Source organism: Bradyrhizobium algeriense, from assembly GCF_036924595.1.
Lineage (GTDB): Bacteria > Pseudomonadota > Alphaproteobacteria > Rhizobiales > Xanthobacteraceae > Bradyrhizobium > Bradyrhizobium algeriense.
Window position 1 is genome coordinate 3,556,881 of the sequence record NZ_JAZHRV010000001.1, and the last position, 16,677, is coordinate 3,573,557.

18 protein-coding genes are annotated in these 16,677 nt (G+C 64.1%); 5 read left to right on the forward strand and 13 right to left on the reverse strand.

Going from position 1 to position 16,677, the window contains the following annotated elements:
* Window positions 1-71: 71 nt before the first annotated feature.
* Both V1286_RS17545 and V1286_RS17550 read left to right on the forward strand, forming a co-directional pair.
* On the forward strand, window positions 72-548 hold the full coding sequence (locus tag V1286_RS17545) for an outer membrane protein assembly factor BamE (protein WP_334481273.1): 477 nt from the start codon (window positions 72-74) through the stop codon (window positions 546-548).
* 125 nt (window positions 549-673) lie between these two features.
* Window positions 674-1,678: a Bug family tripartite tricarboxylate transporter substrate binding protein gene (locus V1286_RS17550; RefSeq protein WP_334481275.1), complete on the forward strand. Its 1,005-nt coding sequence runs from the start codon at window positions 674-676 to the stop codon at window positions 1,676-1,678.
* Window positions 1,679-1,848: 170 nt separating this feature from the next.
* Here V1286_RS17550 and V1286_RS17555 read toward each other — a convergent pair whose 3' ends face one another.
* The 13 genes from V1286_RS17555 to V1286_RS17615 form a co-directional block, all read right to left on the reverse strand.
* Complete coding sequence (locus V1286_RS17555; RefSeq protein WP_334481278.1) at window positions 1,849-3,969, reverse strand: sodium-translocating pyrophosphatase; 2,121 nt, start codon at window positions 3,967-3,969, stop codon at window positions 1,849-1,851.
* A gap of 325 nt (window positions 3,970-4,294) precedes the next feature.
* Window positions 4,295-4,504 carry a cold-shock protein gene (locus V1286_RS17560; protein ID WP_028345703.1) on the reverse strand — a complete coding sequence of 70 codons (210 nt, stop codon included), beginning with the start codon at window positions 4,502-4,504 and terminating at the stop codon, window positions 4,295-4,297.
* A 212-nt stretch (window positions 4,505-4,716) separates the two neighbouring features.
* Entirely contained in the window at window positions 4,717-5,712 is a 996-nt protein-coding gene (gene thiL / locus V1286_RS17565; RefSeq protein ID WP_334481280.1) for a thiamine-phosphate kinase, read from the reverse strand.
* Window positions 5,705-6,199, reverse strand: a complete 495-nt coding sequence (nusB, locus tag V1286_RS17570; protein WP_108513561.1) for a transcription antitermination factor NusB — start codon at window positions 6,197-6,199, stop codon at window positions 5,705-5,707. Before nusB ends, thiL begins: the two co-directional genes overlap by 8 nt.
* Window positions 6,200-6,201: 2 nt before the next feature.
* The gene (gene ribH / locus V1286_RS17575; protein WP_334481282.1) at window positions 6,202-6,693 is read right to left on the reverse strand and encodes a 6,7-dimethyl-8-ribityllumazine synthase; all 492 of its coding nucleotides are present in this window, start codon (window positions 6,691-6,693) and stop codon (window positions 6,202-6,204) included.
* A 56-nt stretch (window positions 6,694-6,749) separates the two neighbouring features.
* A complete protein-coding gene (locus V1286_RS17580; protein ID WP_334481284.1) occupies window positions 6,750-7,358 on the reverse strand; it encodes a riboflavin synthase in 609 nt (202 codons plus the stop codon).
* Window positions 7,358-8,509, reverse strand: coding sequence for a bifunctional diaminohydroxyphosphoribosylaminopyrimidine deaminase/5-amino-6-(5-phosphoribosylamino)uracil reductase RibD (gene ribD / locus V1286_RS17585; RefSeq protein ID WP_334481286.1), 1,152 nt, complete (start codon window positions 8,507-8,509; stop codon window positions 7,358-7,360). Before ribD ends, V1286_RS17580 begins: the two co-directional genes overlap by 1 nt.
* Window positions 8,506-8,988, reverse strand: coding sequence for a transcriptional regulator NrdR (gene nrdR, locus V1286_RS17590; RefSeq protein ID WP_108513565.1), 483 nt, complete (start codon window positions 8,986-8,988; stop codon window positions 8,506-8,508). Before nrdR ends, ribD begins: the two co-directional genes overlap by 4 nt.
* Window positions 8,989-9,000: 12 nt before the next feature.
* Window positions 9,001-10,311: a serine hydroxymethyltransferase gene (gene glyA, locus V1286_RS17595; RefSeq protein ID WP_334481288.1), complete on the reverse strand. Its 1,311-nt coding sequence runs from the start codon at window positions 10,309-10,311 to the stop codon at window positions 9,001-9,003.
* Between the two features lie 341 nt (window positions 10,312-10,652).
* Entirely contained in the window at window positions 10,653-11,276 is a 624-nt protein-coding gene (locus V1286_RS17600) for a glutathione S-transferase family protein (RefSeq protein ID WP_334481290.1), read from the reverse strand.
* A gap of 176 nt (window positions 11,277-11,452) precedes the next feature.
* Entirely contained in the window at window positions 11,453-12,673 is a 1,221-nt protein-coding gene (locus V1286_RS17605) for an MFS transporter (protein ID WP_334481291.1), read from the reverse strand.
* Window positions 12,674-12,793: 120 nt separating this feature from the next.
* Complete coding sequence (locus tag V1286_RS17610; RefSeq protein ID WP_417021262.1) at window positions 12,794-13,054, reverse strand: Atu4866 domain-containing protein; 261 nt, start codon at window positions 13,052-13,054, stop codon at window positions 12,794-12,796.
* Window positions 13,055-13,320: 266 nt separating this feature from the next.
* A complete protein-coding gene (locus V1286_RS17615; RefSeq protein WP_334481293.1) occupies window positions 13,321-14,382 on the reverse strand; it encodes an aldo/keto reductase in 1,062 nt (353 codons plus the stop codon).
* Between the two features lie 99 nt (window positions 14,383-14,481).
* Between V1286_RS17615 and V1286_RS17620 the strand changes: the two genes are divergently transcribed.
* The 3 genes from V1286_RS17620 (at window position 14,482) to V1286_RS17630 (ending at window position 16,621) form a co-directional block, all read left to right on the forward strand.
* Window positions 14,482-15,393 (forward strand): LysR family transcriptional regulator, encoded by a 912-nt coding sequence (locus V1286_RS17620; protein ID WP_334481294.1) that lies wholly within the window; start codon window positions 14,482-14,484, stop codon window positions 15,391-15,393.
* A gap of 72 nt (window positions 15,394-15,465) precedes the next feature.
* Window positions 15,466-15,930 (forward strand): Rrf2 family transcriptional regulator, encoded by a 465-nt coding sequence (locus V1286_RS17625; protein WP_334481295.1) that lies wholly within the window; start codon window positions 15,466-15,468, stop codon window positions 15,928-15,930.
* On the forward strand, window positions 15,920-16,621 hold the full coding sequence (locus tag V1286_RS17630; protein ID WP_334481296.1) for a class I SAM-dependent methyltransferase: 702 nt from the start codon (window positions 15,920-15,922) through the stop codon (window positions 16,619-16,621). The genes V1286_RS17625 and V1286_RS17630 overlap by 11 nt, the downstream gene beginning before the upstream one ends.
* Window positions 16,622-16,677 lie beyond the last annotated feature (56 nt).

A 16,677-nucleotide genomic window follows, 5' to 3' on the forward strand; every position in this document is an offset into this window, starting at 1 on the left:
CAAGCGTGCTGCCCGGTACGTCAACGCACCGCGCGATGCAAGAGGACGGACTAATTCCTGAGATGACCGAGATGAGCCACCTGAGCACCTGCGTGCCCTCGCCGCGCCGCCTGACCGCACGCCGGCGCGGCTTCCGCGCGGCCGCGGCCGTGGCATTGGTCTGCGCGGCGCTCGCCGGGTGCACCGGCGAGCAGTTCCAGAAGGGCTATATCCTGCCGCCCAACGCGCTGGAGCAGATTCCGATCGGCGCCAGCCAGGATCAGGTGCTGATCGTGATGGGAACGCCCTCCACGGTTGCGACCCTGAACGGCGAGGTGTTCTATTACATCTCGCAGCGCTCCGAGCGCAAAGTCGCCTTCATGAATCAGCAGGTCGTCGACCAGCGCGTGATCGCGATCTATTTCGACAAGAATCGCCAGGTGCAGCGGCTCGCCAATTACGGATTGCAGGACGGCAAGATCTTCGACTTCATCAGCCGCACCACGCCGACGTCCGGCCAGGAGCTCAGCTACCTGACGCCGCTGTTCAAGCTGCTCAGCTTTAACTAGGCCCGGTCAAGTTCTGATTCACGCTGTTCCGCGACGCGGAAATCCTGCGCCAAGTCGCCCGCTTGCTCTCCGCGCGCGTGGTGCCTACGCTCCCTGCAAATAATGATTCAGCAGGGAGCGAACTTGTGACGATTAAAGCTATTTCTCGACGCCGCGTTTTGACCGGAGCTGCAGCCGTTTCGGCCGCGGCAATCTTGCCGCGTGCGAGCTACGGTTCCGACTGGCGGCCGACCGAGACCGTGCGTCTCATCGTGCCGGCCGCGGCCGGCGGCAGTACCGACGTGATGGGGCGGTTGCTGGCCGCGCATCTGCAGACCGCCTGGGGCCAGTCAGCGGTCGTCGAAAACCGTTCCGGCGGCGGCGGCACCATCGGCACCGCCGAAGTCGTGCGCGGCAAGGCGGACGGCCATGTCATTCTGGTCGGCAATCCCGGCCCGAACGCGATCGCCTACAGCATCTTCCGCAACATGACCTACAAGGCCGACCAGTTGCAGCCGGTCAGCAACATGATCCGGATTCCGAACATCGTGTCGGCGCATCCCTCGACCGGCATCAAGTCGATCCCCGAATTGATCGCCTACATCAAGGCCAATCCGGACAAGCTGACCTACGCCTCGTCAGGCGTCGGACAGAGCCCTCACCTCACCGGCGCCTGGTTCCTGCAGCTCACCGGCCTGAAGATGGTCCATGTGCCGTTCCGCGGCGCGGGTCCCGCGCTGCAGGCAGCACTGGCCGGCGACATCCAGATCCTGTTCGACAACCTCTACCCGTCGCTGCCGCAGACCCAGGACGGCAAGCTCAACGCGCTCTGCGTCACCACGCCCGAGCGCAGCCCGGCGGCGCCGAACATCCCGACCATGCGCGAGGGCGTGCCCGAACTTTCGAACTTCGACGTCTCCTCCTGGTTCGGCATCTTCCTGCCGAAAGCCACGCCCGCTCCCGCCGTCGAGGCCCTCAACAAGGAGATCAAGGCGATGCTGGCGCGCGAGGACATCAAGACCACCATCGGCAAGATGGGCGCAACGGCCGACTGGGGCACGCCGCAGCAATTCTCCGATTTCGTGCAGGCGGAGACGACGAAATTCGCCGAGATCATCAAGCGCGAAGGCCTGCAGATGGACGTGAATTGATCTCTTGCGTCATTGCGAGCGAAGCGAAGCAATCCATATCGCCACAACCCAGGTGTGGATTGCTTCGTCGCTAACGCTCCTCGCAATGACGGGGTGAGGCGCGGCAAACCTCCAAAGCAAAACCCCGCGGCTCGCACCGCGGGGTTTTCGTATTGATCGACCTTACGCGCTCAGTGTGCCAGGATCGCCAGCAGCAACAGCGCCACGATGTTGGTGATCTTGATCATCGGGTTCACCGCCGGACCCGCCGTATCCTTGTAGGGATCGCCGACGGTGTCGCCGGTCACGGCAGCCTTGTGGGCGTCGGAGCCCTTGCCGCCGAAATGGCCGTCCTCGATGTACTTCTTGGCGTTGTCCCAGGCGCCGCCGCCCGAGGTCATCGAGATCGCGACGAACAGACCGGTTACGATCACGCCGAGCAGCATGGCGCCGACGGCGGAGAACGCCGCCGACTTGCCGGCCGCGCCGCCGCCCGCAATCGCGTAGATCACGAAATAGACGAAGATCGGCGACAGCACCGGCAGCAGCGACGGGATGATCATTTCCTTGATCGCCGCCTTGGTCAGCAGGTCGACGGCCTTGCCGTAGTCCGGCTTGTCGGTGCCCTGCATGATGCCGGGCTTTTCGCGGAACTGGCGCCGCACTTCCTCGACGATCGCGCCGGCTGCGCGGCCGACCGCCGTCATGCCCATCGCGCCGAACAGATACGGCAGCAGACCGCCGAACAGCAGGCCGACCACCACGTAGGGGTTGTTGAGCGAGAAGTCGGGCAGCACGCCCTGGAAGTACGGATGCTTGGCAGAGTTGGCGATGAAGAACTTGAGGTCTTCATTGTAGGCCGCGAACAGCACCAGCGCGCCGAGACCGGCGGAGCCGATCGCGTAGCCCTTGGTGACCGCCTTGGTAGTGTTGCCGACCGCGTCGAGCGCGTCGGTGGCCTTGCGGACTTCCTTCGGCAGGCCGGCCATTTCGGCAATGCCGCCGGCGTTGTCGGTGACCGGACCGAAGGCGTCGAGGGCTACGATCATGCCGGCCAGCGCCAGCATCGTCGTGGTCGCAATCGCGATGCCGAACAGGCCGGCAAGGCTGTAGGTGACGAGGATTCCCGCAATGATCACGATCGCCGGGCCGGCGGTCGATTCCATCGAGATCGCCAGACCCTGGATCACGTTGGTGCCGTGGCCGGTGACCGAGGACGAGGCGATCGACTTCACCGGGCGATATTCAGTACCGGTGTAGTATTCGGTGATCCAGATGATCAGGCCGGTGACGACGAGGCCGACGACGCCGCATTCGAACAGCGCCAGGCCGGTGTACTTCACGCCCGCCAGCGGGCCGAAGCCGATCAGCCAATTGATGACGCCGGCAACGCCGAGCAGCGATAGCACGCCCGTCGCGATCAGGCCCTTGTACAGCGCGCCCATGATGGACTGGCTGGCACCGAGCTTGACGAAGAAGGTGCCGATGATCGAGGTGATGATGCAGACGCCGCCGATGGCGAGCGGCAGGGTCATCATCGGCACCAGCAGCGGCGAAGTCGCGAAGAAGATCGCGGCGAGCACCATGGTGGCGACCGCGGTCACCGCATAGGTCTCGAACAGGTCGGCCGCCATGCCGGCGCAGTCACCAACGTTGTCGCCGACATTGTCGGCGATGGTCGCGGGGTTGCGCGGATCGTCCTCGGGAATGCCGGCTTCGACCTTGCCGACGAGGTCGCCGCCGACGTCAGCGCCTTTGGTGAAGATGCCGCCGCCGAGACGGGCGAAGATCGAGATCAGCGAGGCGCCGAAGCCGAGCGCTACCAGAGCATCGACGACGACGCGGTCGTTGGCTTTCAGCCCCATGCCGTGGGTGAGAACGGCGAAATAGATGGTGACGCCGAGCAGCGCGAGACCGGCAACGAGAAGACCGGTGATCGCACCCGCCTTGAAGGCGAGTTCGAGGCCGCCCGCCAGCGAGGTGGTCGCGGCCTGCGCGGTGCGCACGTTGGCGCGAACCGAGACGTTCATGCCGATAAAGCCCGCGGCGCCCGACAAGATCGCGCCGACGAGAAAGCCGATCGCAACCAGCATGCCAAGGAAGTAGGCCAGAAGGGCGAAAATCACGACGCCGACCATGCCGATCGTCATGTACTGGCGCTTGAGATAGGCCTGCGCGCCCTCGGCGACGGCGGCCGCGATTTCCTGCATGCGCGGGTTGCCCGCGTCCGATTTGAGAACGGAAGACGTCGCCCAGATGGCGTAGACGATCGAAAGCGCTCCGCAGAGCACAATCACCCATAATGCTGTCATTGAATTTGCCTCAGATTTTTTGTTCCACCCCGCGCGTCACCGCGGTCGCGGCGGACGCATAAAAAGGAGGCCTTCCCTGCCCAGAAGGGCGGCCTCTCAAATCGGCGGGACCTTGCCAAAATCGCCCCCCTGGCGCAACGCCGCGGAGGCCAGAAACGGTCGAATTTTGAAAGGAATCACCGCTAATCGCGCCGGGCGAAATATCACCCGGGAGGTGGCAGAGGCTTGCCTCGGCCCGAAAATACAAGAGCCCGCCCAATCCCATCGGGATCGAGCGGGCTCACTAGCCATTCCAGTACATCCGTGAAACGACCGTTTCGAGGCCTTAGACGAGCGACAGGTTTTCCGCGCTCACCTTGCCCCGCATCTTGTCGGTCTTGAGTTCGAACTGAACCTTCTGACCTTCGGCCAGTCCGCCGAGGCCGGCGCGCTCGACGGCCGAGATGTGCACGAACACATCCTTGCTGCCATCGCTCGGCTCAATGAAACCGAAACCCTTTTGACCGTTGAACCACTTCACTGTTCCCGTAGCCATTTTCTCTTCTCCAAAGCACATAGGCTTTCATTCCGCGCGGCGATCGCGCGGATTCAAATCCAATCTCACGACGATGTCTCTGGAAGAAGCTCCTTAGGGAGCGCGTTCGAAAAGGCACGACGGTAATCGAATGGCAATACACGTATAGGTTTTCCGTCGAAATAGCAATGGCTGGCGGGAAATAAAGGCCGACGGCGTTAACGACCCCACCTTCAAAAATGGCTGTAAGACAGCCGTTCCAGCGCGATTTCCCTGCCCTCTGCATCGATGAACTTCGGAAACGCGCTTCCCGCGACCACCGTTCCGATGGAACTCACCGCGACACCGGTGCGCTCCGCGGCCTGCGAGAAGGCTTCGACGCGGTCCTCGGCGATCGAGCACAGTATCTCGTAATCGTCGCCACCGGCGATCAGCGCTTCCAGTCCGACAACCCCCCGAAAGACCAGATCGCGCGCGGCGCTCGACAACGGAATCGACGGCAAGTCGATCACTGCGGATACGCCGGACACACCGCATAGCTTGGTGAGATCGCCCGCAAGGCCATCGGACACATCCATCGAAGCGCTGGCAAAGTCGCGAACGATTTCCGCCAAGGCCACCCGCGGCTGCGGCACGCGATAGCGCCCGACCAGTGCGTCGCGCGCAGCGACATCGGTTGCGGCAGCGTGGACCTTGCCGCCCTTGAGAACGGCAAGCCCCAGCGCGGCGTCGCCGATCGTGCCCGTCACCATCACGCGCTCGCCAGCCTTTGCCCCGCTGCGATGAACCATCTTGCCCGGCGGCACGCGGCCGAATGCGGTGACCGAAACCATCAGCGGTCCGGGCGTCGACACGGTGTCCCCGCCCAGCAGCGGACAGGCGAACTGCGCGGCATCCTCGCCCAGCGCCGCCGCGAACGGCTTTAGCCAGGCCTCGTCGGCGCCGCGCAGCGCCAACGTCAGCACGAAGCCGGCCGGCACAGCGCCCTTCGCCGCGAGATCGGAAAGATTCACCCGCAGCGCCTTGCGCGCGACCGTATCGGGGGGATCGTCGGGCAGGAAATGGACCCCCTCGATGATGGCGTCCGTCGTCACCACGATGTCCGAGCCGTCAGGCTGCAACGCCGCAGCGTCGTCGTCGAGACCGAGGGCGCCCGGGTCGGTCGCAAGCGGCCGGAAATAGCGCGCGATCAGCGAGTCCTCACCGGACGCGGGTTTCCCGCTAGCCACGCGCGAACTCGTCTGCGCGGAACTGGCGCGCGATCTGGTCGAGCACGGCGTTGACCATGCCGGTCTCGTCCTTCTCGACGAACGCGTGCGCGACGTCGACATATTCGGACACGACGACGCGGCCCGGCACGTCCTTGCGGTGCTCCAGCTCGTAGGAGCCTGCGCGCAGCACCGCGCGCAAAATCGCGTCGATCCGCTTCAACGGCCAGCCTTTCTGGAGCGCATCGTCGATCAAGGGATCGAGCTTGGCCTGGTCGCGCACCACGCCGGCCACCACATCCTTGAAGAACGCGGCTTCCGCCGGAAGATATTTGTCGCCTTCAACCTCGTTGCCGAGCCAGTGGCTTTCGAACTCAGCAAAAATGTCGTTGATGCCGGCGCCGGCGATATCCATCTGGTAGAGCGCCTGCACGGCGGCGAGCCGCGCCGCGCCACGGCGGTTGGCCTTCTTGTCGGGACTTTTCGCTGGCTTCTTGCTGTCTGCCATCGTCAGACCTTTGTCAGCCGGCGCTTGATGCGCAGCATCGCGAGTGCCGCACGCGCGGCGTCGCCGCCCTTGTTCAACTCGCTGGCGCGCGCCCTCGCCCAGGCCTGCGCGTCGGTATTGACCGTTATGATGCCGTTGCCGAGCGGAACCTTGCGCGCCACCGCCAGATCCATCAGCGCGCGAGAAGATTCGATCGAGACGATTTCGAAATGGATGGTATCGCCACGCACCACGCAGCCGAGCGCAATTGCCGCATCATAAGGCTTGCCGTTTTTCTCGGCAGCATCGAGCGCGATCGCAATCGCCGCCGGAATCTCCAGCGCGCCGGGCACCGTGATGACGTCATGCGTCACCCCGGCCGCCTTGAGTTCGGCGACGGCGCCTTCCAGCAGCGCATCCTGGATGTCGTCATAGAATCGCGCCTCGACGATCAGCGCACGCGCGCCTGTGATGTCGGTCTGGTCTTTTAAAGGGGCGCGCCGCGCGTCTGCCATCAACTACCTTCCGTCTTACTCGCTGGCCGGCGTTTTAAGCGCCGTATGTCTGCCTGTCACTTCATTTCCGACAGCCGCGCCGCATAGCGGGCCATCAGATCGACCTCGATATTGACCTCGCTGCCTGCGCGCCAGCCGCTCAGCGTGGTGACGTTGAGCGTATGGGGAATGATCAGCACCGAAAACGTGACATCCTCGACCGTATTCACCGTCAGCGACACGCCATCCAGCGTCACCGAGCCCTTGGTGGCGATGAAGCGCGCCAGTTCCCGCGTGGTGCGCAATTCGAACCGTGCCATGTCAGGCAGATCGTCACGCTTGACGATGGTCGCAATGCCGTCGGCATGCCCCGCAACAATATGGCCGCCGAGTTCGTCGCCGATCTTCAACGCGCGCTCGAGGTTGAGTTTTGTACCTTCGACCCAGTGCCTGGCGGTCGTCATGCCGAGCGTTTCGGCGGCGGCGTCGACGTCGAACCAGGTCTTGCCGCCTTCGATGCCGGACGCGACCACGGTCAGGCAGATGCCATTGCAGGCGATCGATGCGCCATCAGCAATCGTCGTCTGGTCGTAACGGCAGGCAATGCGCATGCGGTGCAACTGGCCCTGCGCCGTTGGCGTCAAGGCTGCGATCTCGCCGATGTCGGTGACAATTCCGGTAAACATTAGGCGCGCTCGTAAACGGTAAGGGTGTCTTTGCCGAGGCTTTCGCTAGCACGTGTCTTGAAGGCAGGCGACCCGGTGAGAGCCGACAGCGGCAATGCGTCCAGCGCGGGAATGCCGCCAGTCCCGATGGTTTCGGGCCCGTGCAGCAGCCAGACTTCGTCGACCAGGCCGCTGGAGACAAAGGACGAGGCGACCCGCGAGCCGCCTTCCACCATCAGCCTCGTGATGCCCTTGTCGGAAAGCGCGCGCAGCACCGCCGGCAGATCCAGCCCGGGCGGCTGCGTGGTCGCCGCAACGCGCGTCACGTGCGCGCCGGCCGCGCCGAGTTTCATGGCCGCAGGGGCTTCGGCAAAATCCGAGGTCATGACCCAGAGCGGCGTCTGCCGCGCGGAATGGACCAGTCTGCTGGTGCCGGATAACCGCAGCGCGCGATCCAGCACCACCCGCACCGGCGAACGCGCCTGCATTCCCGGCAGGCGGCAGGTCAGAACCGGATCGTCCGCCAGCACGGTGCCGATGCCGATCAGGATGGCGTCGCATTGCGCGCGCAACAGATGCACGCGTGTCTTCGCCGCCTCGCCCGTGATCGCGACCGGCTTGTGGCCGGCGGCGCCGATCTTGTCGTCAGCGGAAACGGCGAGCTTCAGGATCACATGGGGGCGTTTTTCGCGGATACGGCGGAAATGGCCGGCGTGATCGCGCTCAGCTTCCGCAGCGCCGAGGCCAACATCAACGGTGATCCCGGCCGCGCGAAGTTTGGCATGCCCCTGCCCGGCCACTTCGGGGTTGGGGTCTTCGATCGCCGACACCACGCGCGCAATGCCTGACGCGATCACCGCATCGACGCAGGGCGGCGATTTGCCGAAATGCGAACAGGGCTCCAGCGTCACATAGAGCGTGGCGCCGCGCGCCGCCTCGCCGGCACGTCTCAGCGACTCGGGCTCGGCATGGGGACGGCCGCCGGGTTGGGTCCAGCCACGGCCGACGATGACGCCGTCTTTCACCACGACTGCGCCGACGGCCGGGTTCGGCCAGGTGCGTCCCAGCCCCCGCCGGCCAAGCGAAAGCGCGAGCTGCATGAAGCGCTGGTCCGCCGCCTTGGCCTCTCTGGATTTCTGCGCGTATTGGTCTTCCAGAATGCGGAAGATCATTTGCGTAACGTGGCAACCCGCGCGTCGTCTTCCGCGGAGAGTTCGCCGAGCACGGCCTCAAAATCCTTGGCTTCGCGGAAATTGCGATAGACGGAGGCAAAGCGCACATAGGCGACGTCGTCGAGCTGGCGCAGATGCTCCATCACGATCTCGCCGATAGCCTCCGAGGATACTTCCGCCTCGCCGCCGCTTTCGAGCTCGCGCACGATCGCGGAAACCATCTTCTCGACCCGCTCAGGATCGACCGGCCGCTTGCGCAAGGAGATCTGCAGCGAGCGGACCAGCTTGTCGCGGTCGAACGGCACCCGGCGGCCGTTGCGCTTGATCACGGTGAGTTCGCGCAACTGCACCCGCTCGAAGGTCGTGAAGCGGAAATTGCAGGCGATGCACACCCGCCGCCGCCGGATCACGGCCGAATCCTCAGTCGGACGCGAGTCCTTTACCTGCGTATCGAGACTGTTGCAGCTGGGACAGCGCATCCAACGAGGCCTTTACTGATAAATCGGGAAGCGGTCGGTGAGCGCCTTGACGCGTTCCTTGATCGCGGCTTCGACCAGCGGCGCCTTGCCGTCCTCCGACTGCGCCAGCGCGTTGAGCACTTCGGCGATCATGCCGCCGACCTGCTGGAATTCGGCAACGCCGAAGCCGCGCGTGGTCGCCGCCGGCGTGCCGAGACGCAGGCCGGAGGTGACGAAAGGCTTTTCGGGATCGAAGGGGATACCGTTCTTGTTGCAGGTGATCGCGGCGCGCACCAAGGCCTTCTCGGACACGTTGCCCTTCAGGCCCTTCGGCCGGAGGTCGACCAGCATCAGATGGTTGTCGGTGCCGCCGGAGACGATATCGAAACCGTGGCCGCGCAGCGTTTCCGCCAGCGCCTTGGCATTTTCGACCACGTTCTTGGCATAGACCTTGAAGTCCGGGCGCAGTGCCTCGGCGAACGCCACCGCCTTGGCGGCAATCACATGCATCAGCGGGCCGCCCTGCAGGCCCGGGAAGATCGCCGAATTGAGCTTCTTGGCGATCGCCTCGTCGTTGCAGAGGATCAGGCCGCCGCGCGGGCCGCGCAGCGACTTATGCGTGGTGGTGGTGGTGACGTGGGCATGCGGCACCGGCGAGGCATGGACGCCGCCCGCGACGAGGCCGGCGAAATGCGCCATGTCGACCAGGAGATAGGCGCCGACGCTGTCCGCGATCTCGCGGAAGCGCTTGAAGTCCCAGGCCCGCGAATAGGCCGAACCGCCGGCGATGATCAGCTTCGGCTTCACCTGCTCGGCCTGCTTTGCCACCTCATCCATGTCGATGATCTGGTCCTCGCGCCGTACCGTGTAATGCGCGGCCTTGAACCACTTGCCGGACATGTTGACGGGCGAGCCGTGCGTGAGATGGCCGCCGGCGGCGAGGTCGAGGCCCATGAAAGTGTCGCCGGGCTGCAGCAGCGCCAGAAACGTCGCCTGGTTCATCTGGCTGCCGGAGTTCGGCTGCACATTGGCAAACTGCGCGCCGAACAGTTTCTTGGCGCGCTCGATCGCCAGCGTCTCGGCGACGTCGACCCATTCGCAGCCGCCATAGTAACGCGCACCCGGATACCCTTCCGCGTACTTGTTCGTCATCACCGAACCCTGCGCTTCCAGCACCGCCCGGCTGACGATGTTTTCCGACGCAATCAGCTCGATCTCGTGCCGCTGGCGGCCGAGTTCGCCCTTGATCGCGGCAGCGATTTCCGGATCGGCCTCGGCGAGCGTGGCCGTGAAGAACGAGTCGGGCGCGGAGGCGGTTTTGGAGCTGGAGGATGAGGAGGTCATTGGGCGAAATATCTCCACCGCCGCAGGCCCTTAGGGGCAAGGCGGTCGGCTATGTGTGGCGGTCGAAAGAAGTGCCTGCGAGATACCACATCGGCCGGAATTGGCCAAGCACTTGCGGTACAGAGCCGATATTTATGCCAGATATGGTGGGGAGGAAGGGGGCCTGTTCCCGGCCCTTGGTCGTCCCGCCCCTACCCAGCCCGTCGTCTCCCTTGCGCCGGGGTTGCTCCCAATCCGCTGTCATTCCGGGGCGATGCGAAGCATCGAACTATGGTGCGCAATTGCGCACCTGAGAATCTCGAGATTCCGGGTTCGCTTCGCGCCCCGGAATGACTGCCCCCTCACGCAAACCGGTACGGGCCGCCCTTTTCGATGCTCCGCTGGAACGCTGGCCGGGCGTGCATCCGTCCCAGCCAGGCCGCCAGGTTCGGGTATGGCTCCAATTTCCCGAACACTTTTGCCATCTCGCCGACAAAGCTCATCTGGATGTCGGCGCCGGTCAGCGACGGGCCGACAAAGAACTCCCGCCCCTTCAGCGCGCCGTCGACATAGCCGAGATGGTTGGCAAGTTCGCTGTCGATGCGCGGATGCAGCGGCGCGCCAGCTTCCTTCAGCCGGGACACGTAGAGGTTCAGCATCAGCGGCAGCATCGCCGAACCCTCGGAGTAATGCAGCCACTCGTTATAGGCTTCGTAGTCGGCGCTTCCCGGCGCCGGCATCATCGCGCCCTTACCGTAGCGGCGGATGATGTAATCGACGATGGCGCCGGATTCGGCGATCGTCGTGTCGCCGTCGGTGATGACGGGCGACTTGCCGAGCGGATGGATCTTTGCAAGTTCGGGTGGCGCCAGCCGCGTCTCGGCGTTGCGCTGATAGCGCTTGATCTCGTGAGGCGTGCCCAGTTCTTCCAGCAGCCACAGAATTCGCTGCGAGCGGGAGTCGTTGAGGTGATGAAGCGTGAGCATCAGGGTTTCCTCGGGCTTTTGTTGGATGGGCCGAAGCCGAACCTGTCATTGCGAGCGCAGCGAAGCAATCCATACCTCAACGCGGGGATAGATGGATTGCTTCGTCGCTGCGCTCCCTTGCGCAAACGCTTCGCGTTTGTCGCAGGCAATGACGGCTGTGGCATCGTGTGACGCCCTCACGCCGGCGCCGGCGCCGGCGCAGCGGCCCGTGCCACCGGCATCGGCCGGAACGTCAGGATAATCAGGAACGCGCCGAGCCCCATGATCCACGAGCCGATATAGAGCCAGGCGTAGCTGGCAAACGTATCGTAGATCAGACCGCCGGCGAGCGGGCCCGTCGCCATGCCAAGGCTGCCGGCCATCGCGGTGCCGCCGATCACGGTGCCCAACATCCGCAGCGGAAAGTTTTCGCGCACCAGAACCGCGTAGAGCGGCATGGTGCCGGCATAGATGAAACCGAACAGCGCCGCGACGGTATAGAACGCGGCGAGCTCGCGCACGAAGACATAACCGAGCGCGCCGAACGCCTGCGCCAGCAAGCCGAACACGAGTATGCGCTTGGCGCCGAAGCGATCGCCGAGCAGGCCGAAGGCTATGCGGCCGCCCATCCCGGCGAGGCCTTCCACGCTGTAGATGGTGACGGCTGCGATCATCGGGATGCCGCAACTGATCGCGTAGCTCACGGTATGGATGATCGGGCCCGAATGCGTGGCGCAGCAGAAGAAGTTTGTCAGCAGCAGGATGATGAACTGCGGCGAGCGCAGCGCCTGCGCGAGCGTCATGTCCGGTTGCGACGGATCGCTGGATGGCGCGGACGCCCCGCTCTCGAGCGCGGGCGCGCGGCGCACCAGCAGCGAGACCGGGATCATAATCGCGGCGACGACGAGGGCCACGATCTGCATCGAGGTCCGCCAGTCGTGGTTCGAGACCAGCCATGCCGCCAGCGGCGACATCGTCATCGGCGCCATGCCCATGCCGGCCGAGACCAGCGACACCGCGAGGCTGCGATGGGTATCGAACCAGCCGGTGACGCACGCCATCATCGGCGCGAAGATCGCAGCAATGGCGCAGCCGACCAACAGCCCGAAGACGAATTGAAATACAACCAGCGATGTCGCAAGGCTGGCCAGCCCGAGACTGACCGCCAGCACGACCGATCCGGTCAACACCACCGGCAGCGGCCCAAATCGGTCGGACAAGGTGCCCCAGATCATGCTGGAGAAGGCCATGGCGAGAAAGCCGATGGTCATGGCGCTGGATATGCCGGTCACCGACCAGCCGGTATCCCGCGCAATCGGCTGCAAAAACACCGGCAACGAAAACATGCCGCCAATTGCGACGCAGCCGAGCAAGCCCCCGGCCGCGACAATGACCCAGCGATAGCGAGAATTTTCCATTCCTGATCTCCACCCGTAACTCTCTCTAGGTGGAAGACGAACAGGATGGGCTGGAACAGACAGGCCGAGCCGCCGCCAGCTCACTTTTTTGCGAGGTCGCTGAACGGGTTGGCGAAAGCGTCAGAACACCGTCTGGCGCCGGAAGATCATGCCGCCGTGATGGAGGGTATTCTCATCGACGAATTTGCCGTCAGCGGTAAAGCCGGTGTCGTCCCAATAGTCGATGTGATTGCCCTTGATCTCATATCGCCCTTGATAGGCGCTCTCGCGCGTGCCGCGGGCTTCATCGTAACGACCGTTCGGAAGAAGCTCATGGCGAATGTGGCCGCCGTCGGTCACCCACATGCCAACATAGCTATGCCGCGTCATTTCTTTCTCCATGGACTGCTGCGCGCGTTTGCTACCTGTTGGACCCTCGCTGGATGCGATCGCCATCGATGGTCCGATGACACAAATCGATCCCAGTATCACGACAGATATCGTAACTGGTCGGTACTTCATCTCGTTCTCCTCCGGTGATCGGCCGCCGTCTTGCTTCTAAGGTGCAGGAATGCGCCGCAGGACATCTTCGTATGGGGCGAGGTCGAGAAAGGCCGTTACGTCAGTCGCCTTTTCTGCTCTCTTCCTTCTTTTGCGTTGACTTACGTTCAATCCTGCCGGGCGACGGATGCGCCGCCAAAGATGAGCTGCTGAACCATGGGACGGCCTACGAAGCGGCCGGGAAAGATCGGATCCGGCGCGCTCGCCTGATTGAGCCGATCGAGATGTTCAGCTGAAAGTGCGACCTCGAGGGCGCCGAGATTGTCTTTCGCCTGGGCCAATGTGCGCGCCCCCATGACAGGCGACGAGACCGCGGGGTTCGCGAGCGTCCAGGCGATGGCTACCTGCGACGGGGTCGCGCCGATCTCTTCGGCCACGGCGCGCGCGACATCGGCAACTTCGATCGACCGCGCATTGAGATGGCCGGACGACGCAATGACGCCCTTGCGCGTCATTGCGACGCTCGCGTCGCGCGAGTCCGCGACATCGGACCGGGCGTACTTGCCGGTCAGCACGCCACCGCCGAGCGGCGACCACGGCAGCACGCCCATACCGAGCGCGGCGGCCATCGGAATCAGCTCATGCTCGACCGTCCGCTCGATCAGGCTGTACTCGATCTGCAGCGCCACGAAGGGTGACCAACCGCGCATATCGGCTGACGTCTGCATCTGGGAGATACGCCAGGCCGGCGTATTGCAGATGCCGACATAGTGAATTTTGCCCGAGCGCACGAGATCATCGAGCCCGCGCATCACTTCGTCGGGCTGTGTGGTCATGTCCCAGCTGTGCAGGTGGAACAGGTCGATGCGGTCGGTGTCGAGCTGCCGCAGGCTCTGCTCCACCGAACGCAGCATGTTGAGCCGATGGTTGCCGCCTGAATTCGGGTTGCCCGGCTCGCGCGCCATGGTGAATTTGGTCGCGAGCACGAGGCGGTCGCGCTTGTCCTTGATGAATTCGCCGACGAGGCGCTCGGAGGCGCCATCGGTGTAGTTCACGGCCGTATCAATGAAGTTGCCGCCCTGATCGACGTAGAGATCGAAGATCCGGCGCGCCTCGCCCGCATCGGCGCCCCAGCCCCAATCCTGGCCAAAGGTCATCGTGCCGAGCGCGATCGGGGATACACGCAGGCCGGACCGGCCAAGCAGACGGTAATGATCAAGGGACGTCATTGTCTTTGCCTCCAACTCATGTCGAAGGCGGACATACGACAGGGCGACATGTGAAACAATTTGCCCAATCGTAACCAGCTTGGTAAGCTATACTAACCAATGGCATTGGATCTGAATCTTGTTGCTGTTTTCCTTGCGGTCGCAGAGGCGAAGAGCTTTCGCGGCGCGGCCGAGCGGCTGGGGGTAACCCGATCCGCGGTGAGCCAAGCCATTCGACGCATGGAAGACCGGATGGGCGTCGCCCTCGTCCAGCGGACGACGCGCAGCGTCAGCCTCACCGAGGCCGGTGTCCAGTTGCACCAGCGTGTCGCACCGGCGATTGCGGAAGTCGAACACGCACTCGATACCGCCCAGGACCGGGATGCCAAGCCAACAGGGCAGCTACGGCTCGCCGTCTCCTCGATCGCCGAGCGCTTCATCTGCGGACCGCTGCTTGCGAGTTTCACACACGCTCATCCCGCTGTGCAGATCGACATCACCGTGACTGACGAGGAATTCGATATCGTAGCTGAGGGCTACGATGCCGGCGTTCGGCTCGGCGAAGTCATCGAGCAGGACCTGATTGCCGTGCCGGTCTCGGGCGATCAGCGCCAGATGGTGGTGGCCGCACCGTCCTACGTGAAGCGTTTCGGAGCGCCATCTCACCCGGCCGAGCTTGCGCGGCACTGCTGCATCGGCTGGCGACCGGCGCCAGAGGTGGCGCCGTATCGCTGGGAGTTTGAGGAGAGCGGCCGCGAATTCGACGTCGCGGTAAACCCCAGGATCACGACCAATGACATGTGGGTCATGCTGCGGACCGCCTGCGCCGGCGGCGGTCTGACGTTCGGCATGGAGGAGACTTTCAGACCCTACATCGAGCGAGGGGAGCTGGTGCCGCTGCTGGAGCGGTACTGCCCGCCCTTCCAGGGCTTCTTCCTCTATTTCGCGGACCGCCGAAATCTTCCGCCGAAGCTGCGCGCGCTGGTCGACCATGTGCGATATCGCCCTGCGTCAGGCCGGCGCAAGAAGTAGGACGTCACGTCATTTTCTTCCGCGTTGCCGAGTGTCTTGACCGGCGGCCATTCATGTAATACCGATAGTTACATGAAACGGGACAGTCGATTGTCAGGCGTGCTCCACGTCCTGCTCCACATGGCCGAGCGCGATGCGCCGGTGACATCAGAGGTGCTGGCAAAGGCCATGGATACCAATCCGGTGGTGATCCGGCGGATCATGTCCGGGCTGCGCGATCAGGGCTATGTGCGATCGGAGAAAGGGCATGGCGGCGGATGGTCCCTCGCCTGCGACCTCGCGAAATTATCGCTGCGCGATATCTATGAGGCCCTCGGTCACCCCTCGCTGTTCGCGGTAGGAAACCGAACGGAAGCGCCGGGCTGTCTTGTCGAGCAGGCCGTCAATGCCGCGCTCGACCGGGCTTTCGATGACGCGGAGGCGCTGCTGCTGTCGCGCCTGGGCGACGTGACGCTTGCGATGCTGAGCGCCGACTTTCAAAAGCGCCTGGGCGACCGGCGCAACCGCCATCGTCTGGAGACCGCCCATGCATCGTGACACAGCCGTCCAGCCCTGGCTGGCCCACTTCTCCGATCCCGAGGCGGTGCGGCATTATGCGGATGGGCCGCCGCGCTTCGTGCCCGGGTTTGCGGACCTTCACCGCATGACCCGCATCTTGCTGGCGGAACAGGTTGCGCAAGATGCGCGGGTGCTGGTGCTTGGCGCCGGTGGCGGCCTGGAATTGAAGGCATTGGCGGAGGCCGAGCCTCGCTGGAGTTTCGTTGGCGTCGATCCCGCTCTGGCGATGCTGAAGCTCGCCGAGCAGACGCTCGGGCCATTCAACGGGCGCGTGGAGCTGCAGCAAGGTTACATCGATGATGCGCCCGACGGGCCGTTCGATGCCGCCACCTGCCTGCTCACGTTTCATTTCCTCGATGCCGACGAACGGCGGCGGACGGCAAGGGAAATCCACCGGCGGCTCAGGCCCGGCGCGCCCTTTGTGGTGGCCCATTCCAGTTTTCCGCAAGCCGACGCTGAGCGTGCCCGGTGGCTGTCGCGCTATGCCGCCTATGCGATCGCCTCCGGCGCCGATCCGGACCTGGCCAACAATGCGCGTGCCGCAGTCGACGCAAACCTGAACCTGTTCAGCCCGGAACAGGACGCGCAAATTCTGCGTGAGGCCGGATTCAGGGATGTGGAGTTGTTCTACGCCGCTTTTACCTGGCGCGGCTGGCTTGCAAATGCGTAAAGCAGGGACTGAACGGATCGGAAAAACAGGGCGGCGATAGCCCGTTGGAAATAACT

Bases quoted from the DNA above. Each gene is read 5' to 3' on its own strand.
- V1286_RS17545 (WP_334481273.1), top strand. From the start codon at position 72: ATGAGCCACCTGAGCACCTGCGTGCCCTCGCCGCGCCGCCTGACCGCA.
- V1286_RS17555 (WP_334481278.1), bottom strand. From the start codon at position 3,969: ATGACAGCATTATGGGTGATTGTGCTCTGCGGAGCGCTTTCGATCGTC.
- V1286_RS17560 (WP_028345703.1), bottom strand. From the start codon at position 4,504: ATGGCTACGGGAACAGTGAAGTGGTTCAACGGTCAAAAGGGTTTCGGT.
- nusB (WP_108513561.1), bottom strand. From the start codon at position 6,199: ATGGCAGACAGCAAGAAGCCAGCGAAAAGTCCCGACAAGAAGGCCAAC.
- ribH (WP_334481282.1), bottom strand. From the start codon at position 6,693: ATGGCAGACGCGCGGCGCGCCCCTTTAAAAGACCAGACCGACATCACA.
- V1286_RS17580 (WP_334481284.1), bottom strand. From the start codon at position 7,358: ATGTTTACCGGAATTGTCACCGACATCGGCGAGATCGCAGCCTTGACG.
- ribD (WP_334481286.1), bottom strand. From the start codon at position 8,509: ATGATCTTCCGCATTCTGGAAGACCAATACGCGCAGAAATCCAGAGAG.
- nrdR (WP_108513565.1), bottom strand. From the start codon at position 8,988: ATGCGCTGTCCCAGCTGCAACAGTCTCGATACGCAGGTAAAGGACTCG.
- glyA (WP_334481288.1), bottom strand. From the start codon at position 10,311: ATGACCTCCTCATCCTCCAGCTCCAAAACCGCCTCCGCGCCCGACTCG.
- V1286_RS17600 (WP_334481290.1), bottom strand. From the start codon at position 11,276: ATGCTCACGCTTCATCACCTCAACGACTCCCGCTCGCAGCGAATTCTG.
- V1286_RS17605 (WP_334481291.1), bottom strand. From the start codon at position 12,673: ATGGAAAATTCTCGCTATCGCTGGGTCATTGTCGCGGCCGGGGGCTTG.
- V1286_RS17610 (WP_417021262.1), bottom strand. From the start codon at position 13,054: ATGGAGAAAGAAATGACGCGGCATAGCTATGTTGGCATGTGGGTGACC.
- V1286_RS17615 (WP_334481293.1), bottom strand. From the start codon at position 14,382: ATGACGTCCCTTGATCATTACCGTCTGCTTGGCCGGTCCGGCCTGCGT.
- V1286_RS17620 (WP_334481294.1), top strand. From the start codon at position 14,482: ATGGCATTGGATCTGAATCTTGTTGCTGTTTTCCTTGCGGTCGCAGAG.
- V1286_RS17625 (WP_334481295.1), top strand. From the start codon at position 15,466: ATGAAACGGGACAGTCGATTGTCAGGCGTGCTCCACGTCCTGCTCCAC.
- V1286_RS17630 (WP_334481296.1), top strand. From the start codon at position 15,920: ATGCATCGTGACACAGCCGTCCAGCCCTGGCTGGCCCACTTCTCCGAT.